The sequence below is a fragment of the Stenotrophomonas sp. YJH_SMC_80 genome, from assembly GCF_059372495.1.
The window spans coordinates 154,776-166,436 of the sequence record NZ_JCAFVP010000009.1; the positions used below are offsets into that span (position 1 = coordinate 154,776).

9 protein-coding genes are annotated in these 11,661 nt (G+C 67.4%); 4 read left to right on the top strand and 5 right to left on the bottom strand.

Annotated elements, in window-relative coordinates; genetic code table 11:
• Positions 1 to 39 precede the first annotated feature (39 nt).
• Positions 40 to 2,235: a TonB-dependent receptor gene (locus AC5P99_RS15420; protein ID WP_495213305.1), complete on the top strand. Its 2,196-nt coding sequence runs from the start codon at positions 40 to 42 to the stop codon at positions 2,233 to 2,235.
• Positions 2,236 to 2,391: 156 nt separating this feature from the next.
• Here the strand turns inward: AC5P99_RS15420 and AC5P99_RS15425 are convergent, their stop codons facing one another.
• Positions 2,392 to 3,057: a TraX family protein gene (locus AC5P99_RS15425; protein ID WP_005409805.1), complete on the bottom strand. Its 666-nt coding sequence runs from the start codon at positions 3,055 to 3,057 to the stop codon at positions 2,392 to 2,394.
• Positions 3,058 to 3,170: 113 nt separating this feature from the next.
• Here AC5P99_RS15425 and pip point away from each other — a divergent pair, with 113 nt between their 5' ends.
• Positions 3,171 to 4,130, top strand: coding sequence for a prolyl aminopeptidase (pip, locus tag AC5P99_RS15430; protein ID WP_495213306.1), 960 nt, complete (start codon positions 3,171 to 3,173; stop codon positions 4,128 to 4,130).
• Between the two features lie 9 nt (positions 4,131 to 4,139).
• Here the strand turns inward: pip and AC5P99_RS15435 are convergent, their stop codons facing one another.
• Genes AC5P99_RS15435 through AC5P99_RS15450 form a run of 4 tightly spaced genes read right to left on the bottom strand, consistent with a single transcriptional unit; the run spans position 4,140 to position 10,463 of the window.
• A complete protein-coding gene (locus AC5P99_RS15435; protein WP_049450806.1) occupies positions 4,140 to 5,501 on the bottom strand; it encodes a heavy metal sensor histidine kinase in 1,362 nt (453 codons plus the stop codon).
• Positions 5,498 to 6,187: a heavy metal response regulator transcription factor gene (locus AC5P99_RS15440; RefSeq protein ID WP_049450809.1), complete on the bottom strand. Its 690-nt coding sequence runs from the start codon at positions 6,185 to 6,187 to the stop codon at positions 5,498 to 5,500. The genes AC5P99_RS15435 and AC5P99_RS15440 overlap by 4 nt, the downstream gene beginning before the upstream one ends.
• Positions 6,184 to 9,297 (bottom strand): multidrug efflux RND transporter permease subunit, encoded by a 3,114-nt coding sequence (locus tag AC5P99_RS15445; protein ID WP_495213307.1) that lies wholly within the window; start codon positions 9,295 to 9,297, stop codon positions 6,184 to 6,186. The genes AC5P99_RS15440 and AC5P99_RS15445 overlap by 4 nt, the downstream gene beginning before the upstream one ends.
• Positions 9,294 to 10,463, bottom strand: coding sequence for an efflux RND transporter periplasmic adaptor subunit (locus tag AC5P99_RS15450; protein ID WP_187757128.1), 1,170 nt, complete (start codon positions 10,461 to 10,463; stop codon positions 9,294 to 9,296). Before AC5P99_RS15450 ends, AC5P99_RS15445 begins: the two co-directional genes overlap by 4 nt.
• Before the next feature lie 262 nt (positions 10,464 to 10,725).
• Here AC5P99_RS15450 and AC5P99_RS15455 point away from each other — a divergent pair, with 262 nt between their 5' ends.
• Entirely contained in the window at positions 10,726 to 11,025 is a 300-nt protein-coding gene (locus tag AC5P99_RS15455; protein WP_049450813.1) for an EF-hand domain-containing protein, read from the top strand.
• A gap of 293 nt (positions 11,026 to 11,318) precedes the next feature.
• A complete protein-coding gene (locus AC5P99_RS15460; protein WP_005409807.1) occupies positions 11,319 to 11,618 on the top strand; it encodes a hypothetical protein in 300 nt (99 codons plus the stop codon).
• Positions 11,619 to 11,661 lie beyond the last annotated feature (43 nt).

The window sequence follows — 11,661 nt, forward strand, 5'->3', positions numbered from 1 at the left end:
GCCAGGCGCGCTCGCGCCTGCGATTCACAGGACTCTGGCATGACCGTTTACAACTTCACTTCTGCGCAGCTTCGCGCTGCGGCCGCATTCTCCGGCCTGATGCATCCGCCGGGCATGCCCATGCGCTACCGGATGTCAGCCCTCGCGCTGGGGCTGCTGGCCTCGTTTGCCGCGCTGGCCGACACCGCACCGTCTACCCTGCCCTCCGTGCAGGTGCAGGAACAGCGCCGGGTCACCGCAGACTATGCGGGCGGGCAAGTGGCTGCCGGCAGCCGCGTCGGCCTGCTCGGTGACAAGGACTTCATGGACATGCCGTTCAGTACGGTCAGCTACACCGAGTCCTTCATCCGTGATCGCCAGGCCAAGAACCTGACCGACGTCATCGCGGCCACCGACCCCACGGTGTTCAGCAATGGCGTCACCGGCTCCTGGAGCGAGAACTACGCGATCCGCGGCTTCGCCTCCAACACCAGCGACACCACCTTCAATGGCCTCAGCGGCATGGCGCCGTACTATCGCACCTCGCCGGAAATGTTCGAGCGCATCGAAGTGCTGAAGGGCCCCTCCGCGCTGCTCAACGGCATGCCGCCGGGTGGTTCGGTCGGTGGCAGCGTCAACCTGGTCCCCAAGCGTGCCGGCGAGCAACCGCTGCTGCGGGTCAGTGCCAACTTCGCCTCCGATGCGCAGTTCGGCACCCACGTGGATATGGGCCGTCGCCTCGGCGCCGACAAGCAGTTCGGCATCCGCTTCAACGGTGCCTACCGTGATGGTGACGGCGCCGTCGGCAAGCAGCGCAAGAAGGTACAGCTCGGTTCGCTGGCACTGGACTGGCGCGGCGAACGTGCGCGGCTGTCGGCCGATCTGTACAGCGCCGACGATCGCGTGGACGGCCCGGCACGTGGCGTCGGCCTGGCGCCGGGCGTCGCCATTCCACGTCCGCCACGCGGCGATACGCTGATCAACCCGGACTGGGCCTACGTGGACAGCCAGGACAAGGGCGCGATGCTGCGCGGAGAACTGGATGTCAACGATAGCCTGATGGCTTACCTGGCCTACGGCACCAGCAAGACCGACTACCGCTACAACGGTTCGATCAGCGCGCAGATCCTCAATCCGGCCGGCGACTTCACCACGGTGATCGGCCAGCTCGCCTTCGACATCAGGAAGCAGTCCGGAGATGCCGGCCTGCGCGGTTCCTTCCACACCGGCAGCGTCGGCCACCAGTGGGCCGCCAACGTGACCCACTACCAGCACACCCAGAACGACTACGGCCGCCGCAGCGTGCCGGGCTGGGACTGGACCACCCATCTGTACAACCCGGTGTGGGGCCCGGCCGCGCCGTTCGTGGCGCCGCACATCTCGCACACCGAGCTGCGGCTGGACAGCATCGGCGTCGCCGACACCCTCGCCTTTGCCAATGACCGCATGCAGTTGACGCTGGGTGTGCGTCGCCAACAGGTGGTCAGCGAGACCTTCAGCGTCGCTACCGGTGCACGCACCTCGCGCTACGACGAGAGCGCCACCACCCCGGCAGCAGCCCTGCTGGTGAAAGCCACCGACACGCTCTCCCTCTACACCAACTACGTCGAAGGCCTCAGCCAGGGTGCTACCGCGCCGATGACCGCCGCCAACGCCGGCGATGTGTTCGCACCGTTCCGCACCAAGCAGAAGGAGCTGGGCCTGAAGCTGGACCTGGGCAGCTTCGCGCACACCTTCAGCGTGTACGAGATCAAGCGACCGAGCAGCTACACCGATCCGGTCACGAGTATCTTCTCGTTTGGTGGCGAACAACGTAACCGCGGCGTGGAATGGGGCTTCTTCGGCGCACCGCTGGATGGCGTGCGCCTGCTCGGTGGCGTGGCCTATGTGCAGCCGAAGCTGACCCGCACGGCCGGCGGCGTGAATGAAGGACGCATCGCCACCGCCGTGGCCCAGCGGCAGGCCAAGCTGGGCATGGAATGGGATGTGCCGACCTTGCAGGGCCTCACCTTGACCGGCAATGCCACGGCGATGTCGAAGCAGTACATCAGTGCCGACAATAGTCTGTCGGTGCCGGGGCGTACGTTGTTCGATGTCGGGGCGCGCTACAGCACCACCGTGGCGGGTCGACCGCTTGCGCTGCGCGCCAGCGTGAACAACGTGACCAACAAGGCGTACTGGGGCGTGCCGTTGCTTTCAAGCCTGGCGCTGGGTGCACCGAGGACGGTGTTGCTCTCTGCGACGATGGACTTCTGAGCCGGGCGACAAACTGTCAACGGGATCCACGCATGGCGTGGATCTGCCGGAAACTGTAGAGCCAGGCCATGCCTGGCTGGTTCCATGGTGATCCGCCAAACGCATCCACGCCTGGCGTGGATCTACCGACACAAGGCACGACCACGCACGCACTGATCACGAAAGCACGCGCGCCACCACCGCCAGCACCGCCAGATGCCCCACGTAGTACCCATAGAACACCCAGCGCCAGCGCGGCAGTCGCCACGGCACCCGCGTCGCCAGCACGACCACCGGAACAGCCAGCAGTGCCCAGCCGTTGTGGTTGACCCCGCACACCGCTGCAAGCCCAACCAGCAACAGCCACCACGCCCGATGCCGGAACGCGATCCAGGCCAGCAGCACGGCGCCAACACCGGCCCACTGGTAGTCCACGAACATCGGCAGCACGCCGGCAGCCAGCAACAGCAGCACAGGCCGATTGTTCGCAAACGCATGCACGGCCACCACTGCCAAGGTGAAGGTGAGCAGGATGTTGAGCGGCAGCCAGGAACCGAACGCCAGTGCGTGCAATGGCTGCGCAATCAGCCCCCATAGCGCCAGCCGGCGGATCGATTTGCGCAGGTCGGCGCCCGGCTGGGCCAGGTTGCAGGCCATCACCAGCGCGAACAGCGGGAAGGCGATACGCCCCAGTTCGCTGACCACCGGCACGTAGCCCCCGAAGACCACCTTGGCCACGTGGTCGCCGGTCATGGCCAGCAGCGCGATCCACTTCAGCAGCTCGCGCGCGCCGCTGCCGAGGGTGAGGTTGAACGTGGACGTCCCGGTCGTGGTCGCTTGCATCGCGGAAGCTTATGCGCATCGGCCAGCGCATTTCCAGCGCCGCGCAGGAGGCCACCGCTGCAAGCCGCAGGTGGCGGCGCTATGCTGGCCACCCTGCTTGTGAGATGCCCGCCATGCGCACCCTGTACCCCGCCATCGAACCCTACCGCGAGTTCACCCTGAAGGTGAGCGATCTGCACACGCTACATGTAGAAGAGTGCGGCGCGCCCGAGGGCATTCCGGTGGTGTACCTGCACGGCGGCCCGGGCGCCGGTATCTCGCCGACCCATCGCCGCTTCTTCGACCCGACGCGCTACCGCATCGTGTTGATCGACCAGCGCGGCAGCGGCCGTTCCACGCCGTTCGGCGAGCTGCGCGACAACACCACGCAGGACCTGGTGGCCGATATCGAGAAGGTGCGTGAGCATCTGGGCATCGAACGCTGGCTGGTCTATGGCGGCTCCTGGGGTTCGACCCTGTCACTGGCCTACGCGCAGGCGCATCCCGAGCGCGCCACCGGCCTGATCGTGCGTGGCGTGTTCCTCGGCCGCGAAATGGAGAACCGCTGGTTCGCCGAGGCCGATGGGGGTGCGCGCTGGATCTTCCCGGAGCGCTGGGACCGCTATCAGGCCTATATTCCGCACGCCGAACGTGGCGACATGATTGCGGCCTACTGGACGCGCATGGATGGCCCGGATGAGGCAACCCGCATCGAAGCCGCGCAGGCCTGGCTGGGCTGGGAAGACAACGCCGCCACCCTGCAGCACGACGTGGATGCGCAATCCACCGATGATCCGCTGGATACGCTGGCCAAGGCCCGCATCGAAGCGCACTACTTCCGCAACGGCATCTTCCTGGAACCGGACCAGCTGCTGCGCAACATTGATCGCATCCGCCACCTGCCCGGCGTGATCGTGCAGGGACGCTACGACATCATCTGTCCGCCGCGCAGCGCGTGGGACCTGGCCAAGGCGTGGCCGGAAGCGCGCCTGGAGATGGTGACCTCCGGCCACAGCGCCAACGAGCCGGCCACGGTCGATGCGCTGGTGCGCGCCACGGATGCGTTTGCCGACCGGTTCGGCAACGGCACCTGATCCGCAGCGTCAACACGCCACCGTGAACCCCACCGTGGTCAGCCCGTCGCGGCTGGCCACGAACACATCGCCACCATGCAGCACGGCGATGGCCTTGACGATCGACAGGCCCAGGCCGTGGTGGCGTTCGCCCCGGTACTCTCGGGCCTGGTCAACCCGGTAGAAACGCTCGAACAACAGCGGCAGGTGCCCGGCGGCGATGCCATCGCCTTCGTTCAACACCGCAATGCGCGTGCCCTTGCCTTCGGCCTGCAGCTGCACCCGTACCTCGGTGCCGGGCCGCGCATGCTGTACGGCGTTGTGCAGCAGGTTGGTCAGGGCACGCCGGAACAGCGATGGATCGATGCTGGCGGTTGCTTCACCTTCGATGCGCAGGGTCAGCCCGGCCTCCTCGAACAGGAACTCCAGGAAGTCCCCGGCGGCGGCCACTTCGTCGGCCAGCGCCACCGGCCGGGTTTCCATCGCGATGTCGCCCTGCCCGGCCCGCGACAGGAACAGCATGTCGTTGACGATGGCGCGCAGCCGCTCCAGCTCTTCCAGGTTGGACTGCATCACGTCCTGCAGCTGCGCGTTGTCGCGCGGCCGTGACAGGGCCACCTGGGTCTGCCCCATCAGGTTGGCCAGCGGCGTGCGCAGCTCATGCGCCACGTCTGCGTTGAACGCATCCAGCCGCGTGTAGGCGGCCTCGAGGCGATCCAATGCACCATTGAAGGCATGCGTCAGGTGCCCCAGCTCTGCCGGCAGCGCCTGTGTGCCGAGCCGCTGTGACAACCGCTGTGGGCTGAGCGAGCGCGCCTCGTCCGAAAGCGCGCGCAACGGTGCCAGTCCCAGGCGCGCGATCCAGTAGCCGAGGCCGGCCACCAGCAGCACGCCCAGCCCACCGGCAACCCACAGCGCCACGGCGAAGCGCTGCAAGGCATGCGTGTACGGTTCGGAGTCGATACCGATCCACAGGTCCACCGCCGGCCGCACGCCCTTGCCGGGCACGCGCTCATAGAGCGTACGCAGCGGATGCTGGCCCTCGCGCTGCAACGTGCCCATGCCGCTGTCGTTGCCATTGGGTGGCTGCACCTGTGGGCGTTCACCACCGATGCGGAAGGTGGGGTCGTCACTCCAAGCCCAGACCAGCGTGTCGCGGTCGCCGGAAATCAGGTTGCCGACCTTGTCGCGCACCTTGCTCCAGCGCTCGCGGGTATCGCAAATCGCCACACTGCCGCTGACCGCGTGCAGCTTGGTCTGCAGCTCGGCGTGCTGGTAACGCACCACCTGCCGTTCCAGCACGCCATACACGCCGATGCCCAGCAGGGCGAATACCAGCAGCGCGGCCAGCGCGAACATCGCCGACAGGCGCTGGGCGATCGACCACCTCATCGACCGTCACCCTCGTCATCGCGCACTTCCAGCACGTAGCCCATGCCGCGCACCGTATGCAGCAGCTTGCTGGGGTACGGGCCGTCAAGCTTGCTGCGCAGGCGCTTGATCGCCACTTCCACTACGTTGGTGTTGCTGTCGAAATTGATGTCCCAGACCTGCGCGGCGATCACTGTCTTGGACAGGATCTGCCCGCGCCGCTGCGCAAGCAGGGCCAGCAGCGCGAATTCCTTGCCGGTCAGGTCCAGTCGCGTACCGTCACGATAGGCGCGGCGCGCCAGCAGGTTGACCTGCAGGTCGCCCACCTGAAGTTCGGTCGGCTCCTGCTGGCGACCGCGCCGGACCAGCGCCTGCAGGCGCGCCAGCAGCTCGATGAACGAGAACGGCTTGACCAGGTAGTCGTCGGCACCCTGCCCCAGCCCGTGCACTCGGTCATCCACGCGGTCGCGCGCTGTCAGCATGATCACCGGGGTCTGCTTGCTGCGGCGCAGTTCGCGCAGCACGTTGAAGCCGTCCATGCCGGGCAGCATCACGTCCAGCACGATCACGTCGTAGTCGAACTCGCGGGCAAGGTGCAGGCCGGTCACGCCGTCGGCGGCCAGGTCGACCGCCCAGCCCTGCTCGGCCAGGCCGGTGCGCAGATAGTGTGCGGTCTTGCTCTCATCCTCGACGATCAGCAGTTTCATCCGGGCTCCGTCAGCGCGGCACCGGCGGCCGCCCTGCGTTCGCGTCGGCGCTGCAGGAACAGCCGGTCCAGGGCCAGGTAGATCACCGGGGTACTGTACAGGGTCAGCAACTGGCTGATCAGCAGGCCACCCACCACCGCCACACCCAGTGGCTGGCGCAGCTCCGAGCCGGTGCCGAAGCCGATCATCAGCGGAATGGCACCCAGCAGCGCCGCCAACGTCGTCATCATGATCGGGCGGAAGCGGGTCAGGCAGGCCTCGTGGATGGCCTGCAGCGGGGTCAACCCGCGGTTGCGCTGGGCGTCCAGCGCGAAGTCGACCATCAGGATGCCGTTCTTCTTGACGATACCGATCAGCAGCACGATGCCGATCAGCGCCATGATCGAGAAATCCAGCCCCCACAGCCACAGCATCAGCACGGCACCGATACCGGCCGACGGCAGCGTGGACAGGATGGTGAGCGGGTGCACGAAGCTCTCGTACAGCACGCCGAGGATGATGTAGACGGCCAGCAGCGCGGCCAGAATGAGCAACGGCTGGCTGGCCAGCGATTCCTGGAACGCCTGTGCGGTGCCCTGGAAGCGCCCGTTGATGCTGTCGGGCATGCCGATCTGCGCCTGTGCCTGCTCGACCAGGGAAACCGCCTCACCCAGCGAGACGCCCGGCGCCAGGTTGAACGACAGGTTCACCGCCGGCAGCATGCCGTTGTGGCTGATCGACAGCGGCCCGTTGCCCGGCGGCTGCACCTGGGCCACCGCCGACAGCGGCACCACCTGCCCGGTCAGCGGCGAACGCAGGTGGAAGTAGGACAGCGCATCGACCTGGCCAAGCAGGCCGGGCGCGATCTCCAGAATCACCCGGTACTGGTTGGTCTCGGTCTGGAACTCGTTGATCTGGCGCTGGCCGAACGCATCGTAGAGCACCTGGTCGATATCGTTGGCAGTAAGTCCGAAGCGGGCCGCAGCGGTGCGATCGATCTGCAGGCGGGTAACGCTGGCGCCGACCTGCTGATCGTTGGACACGTCACGCAGCTGCGGTAGCCCGCGCAGGCGTTCGGTCAGCTGCTCGGCCCAGCGTGACAGCTCGCGGCTGTCCTGGCCGCGCAGTGCGTACTGGTACTGCGTACGCGCCGGCCCCGCGCCCAGGTTGATGTCCTGCGCGGCCCGCATGTACACGGTGATGCCCGGCACGCTGGCCATCTTCGCGCGCAGCCGGTCGATGAAGCCGTGCACATCCACGTCGCGGTCGCCACGGTCCTTCAGGATGAACCAGAAGCGGCCATTGGACAGGGTCTGGCTGCCACCGGTGGCACCCACCGCATGGTTGTAGGCCTGCAGCGCAGGATCCTCGGCGGCGATCTTCGCCAGCTGCTGGTGCTTGGCCACCATCTCCTCGAAACCGATGTCCTGTGCCGCCTCGGTGGTGGCGAACACGAAGGCCGTGTCCTGCAGCGGGAAGAAGCCCTTCGGGATCACCACGTACGAGGCCACCGCTACCGCCACCGTCGCACCGAACCCGACCAGCACCAGCCGCTGGTGGCCCAGCGCCCACTGCAGGCTGCGGTCGTAGCCGGCCAGCAGGCGCCCGGCCAGCGTCTCCTGGCCGTCGCGATGGGCCGGCATGCGCTTCATCAGGTGCGCAGCCATCATCGGCGCCAGCGTCAGCGAGGCCACGATGGAGATCAGGATCGCGACCGTGATGGTCATCGCGAACTCCGCGAACAGGCGCCCGACCACGCCGCCCATGAACAGCAACGGGATGAACGCCGCGATCAGCGACAGGCTGATCGACACCACGGTGAAGCCGATTTCCCCGGCACCCTTCAGTGCCGCTTCCACGGGCCCCAAACCGGCCTCGCGATGGCGGTGGATGTTCTCCACCACCACGATGGCGTCGTCCACCACGAAGCCGACCGCTACCACCAGCGCGACCAGGGTGAGGTTGTTGAGACTGAAGCCGGCCACATACATCGCCGCGAACGTGGCGACCAGCGCAACGACCAGCACCGCACCGACGATGAGCGTGGCCGAGAGCTGGCGCAGGAACAGCCCCATCACCAGCACCACCAGCACGATGGTCAGCACCAGGGTGACCTCCACCTCGTGCAGCGACGCGCGGATGGTGCGCGTGCGGTCGTTGAGCACTTCCACATCGACGCTGGCCGGCAGGTTGGCGCGCAGCTCCGGCAAGGCCGCCAGCACCGCATCGGTGGTGCGAACGATGTTCGCGCCCGGCTGCCGGCTGATGATCAGGCCCACGCCCGGTTGCCCGTTCGGCCACGCCTGCACATAGGCGTTCTCGGCACCGTCGACCACTTGCGCGACATCGCCCAGCGTGACCGGTGAACCCTGCCGGTAGGCGACCACCAGCTGACGGTAGTCCTGGGCATCGAACAGCTGGTCGTTGGCCTCGAAGGTGGACGTGCGCTGTTCGCCCATCAGCGCGCCCTTGGCCTGGTTGAGGCTGGCGTTCTGGGCCACGCCGCGCAGGTCGGACAGGGTCATGCCCATCGCTGCCAGCCGCTCCGGCTGGGCCTGGATGCGGATGGCCGGGCGCTGCTGGCCGACGATATTGACCTCGGACACGCCACTGATCTGGCTGATCGAACGCGCCAGGCGGCTCTCGGCCAGGTCGCTCAGCTCGGTCATCGACATCTGTGCCGAGACCACGCTGAGCACCAGGATCGGGCTGTCGGCCGGGTTGACCTTGCGCCAGGTCGGCAGGTTCGGCAGGTCGCTGGGCAGGCGCCCGGCCGCCGCATTGATTGCCGCCTGTACTTCCTGTGCGGCGGTATCGATGTTCTTTTCCAGATCGAACTGCAGCGTGATCGAGGTGCTGCCGAGCGCGCTGGTGGAGGTCATCTCGATGATGCCGGGCACGCCGGTCAGCTGCGTTTCCAGTGGCGTAGCCACCGCCGACGCCATGGTCTCGGCGCTGGCGCCGGGCAGGCTGGCATTGACGCGGATGGTCGGGAATTCCGCTTCAGGCAGAGGTGCCACCGGCAACCGTGGCAACGCAGCCACGCCGAGCAGTATCACCGCCAGCGTCAGCAGCATGGTGGCCACCGGATGCCGGACGAACCAGCTGGACAGCGAAACGCGGGTGCTCATGGTGCGGCCCCGGCCCTGGCAACCGGTGCGCCGGCTTCAGTGACGACCACACCCGGGCGCAGGCGCGACTGGCCATCGCGCACGATCACATCACCCACCCGCAGCTCGCCCTGTATGGCCACCTGCCCGTCCTCGGCTTCACCCACGATGACCGGTAGCACCTCGACGCTCCCATCTCCCACTACGCGGTAGACGAAGCTGCCCTCGACACCGCGCTGGATTGCGGCAGCGTCCACTACCAGTGCGTCCGTGGTCTGGCCGATGCGTACCCGCACGCTGACCAGCTGCCCGGGCCACAGCCGGTCGTCGGCATTGGCGAAGCGGGCACGCAACCGTACCGTGCCGGAGGTCTCGTCGATCTGATTGTCGATCACCTGCAGGGTGCCTTCGGCGAGGCGCTGGCCACCATCGCGGTCCAGCGCCTGCACCGCCACGTCGCCGGCAGCCAACGCCTGCCGCAACTGCGGCAATGCGTCCTGCGGCAGCGCGAACACCACCGAGATCGGGTCGGTCTGCTGCACCGTCACCAGGCCCTGCGTATCGGTGGCCCGCACCAGGTTGCCCGGGTCCACCTGGCGCAGGCCGATGCGGCCGTCCATCGGCGCCAGGATACGGGTGTACGACAGCTGCACCTGTGCGGCGTCCACCGCCGACTGGTTGCCACGCCCGGTGGCCTGCAGCTGCTGTACCGTGGCCGCCTGCTGCTCCAGCATCTGCCGCGAAACCAGCTGGTCGGTAGACAGGTGCTGCAGCCGCGCCAGGTCCGAGCGCGCGGCATCCAGCGTGGCACGGTCGCGAACCACCGCAGCCTGTGCGCCACCCAGGTCGGCACGGATCGCGCGATCATCGATACGGGCCAGCAACTGGCCCTTGCGCACCTTCTGGCCCTCCTCGAACAGCACCTCGGTCAGAACGCCATCGACCTGCGGCCGCAGCACGGTGCTCTGCAGCGACTGCACCGTGCCTACGCCGCTGCGCCAATGCGCCACGTCGCGCTGCTCGACACGGCCGGTCACCACCGGTACCGGCGGCGGCGCATTGGCCGGTTGCGCGTCGCTGCGCGACACACCCTGGAACAGCATCACCAGCGACAACACCACCAGCAGCAACACACCCAGGACAAGGTGGCGGCGACGCATTCGTGCGGACAGGAAGGGAATTCGCATGACAGGGATCCATACCAGTGCCGGCGCGGGGGCTGCGCGGGCCTGATGCCATCCTCCCGGCTGGCCTCCGGCGCCTTGCTGTCGCCTGCCTGACAATTTCGTCAGGTGCGGCCGGTACACGCATGGGGCGTGCGGGTGAACGGTGGCCCACCGCTATCTGGCGACCCGGTCGGTTCTTCGCAGCTCGCTTACAGATCCGGGCCGAAGATCCGGCCGTGGCCATCCACAACCGTGGCCCGCGTCCCCACTTTTGGAGCCTGTCATGACCGGTACTCGCTGCGTTCCTGCTGTCCTTGTCGTTACCATCGGCCTGCTGCTGGGCGCCTGTTCCAAGACACAGGAGGCAAGCAACGCCACCGCCGCCGAGGACGTAACCGAAGTGAAGCTGATACCGCCGTATGAGTCGCTGGACAAGGACAAGGACGGCATCGTCACACTGGCCGAGGTGGATGCCGTGGCGCCGGACTGGGCCGAACGCCTGCATACCTGCGATACCGACCGCAACAAGACGTTGACCCGTGGCGAGTACGACGTGTGCAAGCAGACCAGCGCTTCGCATTGATCCATCACTGAAACCTCGATTGGCGCTGCGCATGCCCGGCTATACCAAGGTATAGCCCAGCTAACCCACGAGCCTCTAGGCCAGCCCCATTCAGGGGCGGACAATAGCGCCATTGGCCAGGGCAATCCTGGCCGGCACCCTCCCCTCCTGGAGACGCAGATGGACCCCGACCCTGCCGGGCGCACCGCGCCCCCGATGCCCGCAATCCGCCTGTTCCTGGCGCCTGCCCGCCGGTCCCTGCCTGCCTGAGTGACGGGGGACCGCCAGGCGCCGCTTGCCTGGAGATCGCCCCCATGTCCTACAAGATCCTCTACATCACCCTGCGCCGCCTGATCGGCGAGCGCGATGTTGCCGGCCTGCGCAGCCAACTGTTGCAACACGGCCCCGTGATGTTCGCCCGTTCGCTGTCGCTCGGTTCGCCGCGCGTGGTGGCCGATGCGCTGTCGCTGCTGCCGATCAGCGAGCGCATCACCGTGCTGCGTCATCTGCCCTACCCCCTGCGCGATGCCATGAAGCCGCTGTGCATCGGCGGCAGCCAGCGCCTGCACATGCAGCCGTGGTCGCCGGCGGTGCTGGCGATGCGCCACGCCTGACCTGTTCCAACCGTTCCGTTCGTGTTCCGGCCGCGGCCGGCTC

Excerpts from the sequence above, each read along its gene's own strand:
- AC5P99_RS15420 (WP_495213305.1), top strand. The coding sequence starts at position 40 with ATGACCGTTTACAACTTCACTTCTGCGCAGCTTCGCGCTGCGGCCGCA.
- AC5P99_RS15425 (WP_005409805.1), bottom strand. The coding sequence starts at position 3,057 with ATGCAAGCGACCACGACCGGGACGTCCACGTTCAACCTCACCCTCGGC.
- pip (WP_495213306.1), top strand. The coding sequence starts at position 3,171 with ATGCGCACCCTGTACCCCGCCATCGAACCCTACCGCGAGTTCACCCTG.
- AC5P99_RS15435 (WP_049450806.1), bottom strand. The coding sequence starts at position 5,501 with ATGAGGTGGTCGATCGCCCAGCGCCTGTCGGCGATGTTCGCGCTGGCC.
- AC5P99_RS15440 (WP_049450809.1), bottom strand. The coding sequence starts at position 6,187 with ATGAAACTGCTGATCGTCGAGGATGAGAGCAAGACCGCACACTATCTG.
- AC5P99_RS15445 (WP_495213307.1), bottom strand. The coding sequence starts at position 9,297 with ATGAGCACCCGCGTTTCGCTGTCCAGCTGGTTCGTCCGGCATCCGGTG.
- AC5P99_RS15450 (WP_187757128.1), bottom strand. The coding sequence starts at position 10,463 with ATGCGAATTCCCTTCCTGTCCGCACGAATGCGTCGCCGCCACCTTGTC.
- AC5P99_RS15455 (WP_049450813.1), top strand. The coding sequence starts at position 10,726 with ATGACCGGTACTCGCTGCGTTCCTGCTGTCCTTGTCGTTACCATCGGC.
- AC5P99_RS15460 (WP_005409807.1), top strand. The coding sequence starts at position 11,319 with ATGTCCTACAAGATCCTCTACATCACCCTGCGCCGCCTGATCGGCGAG.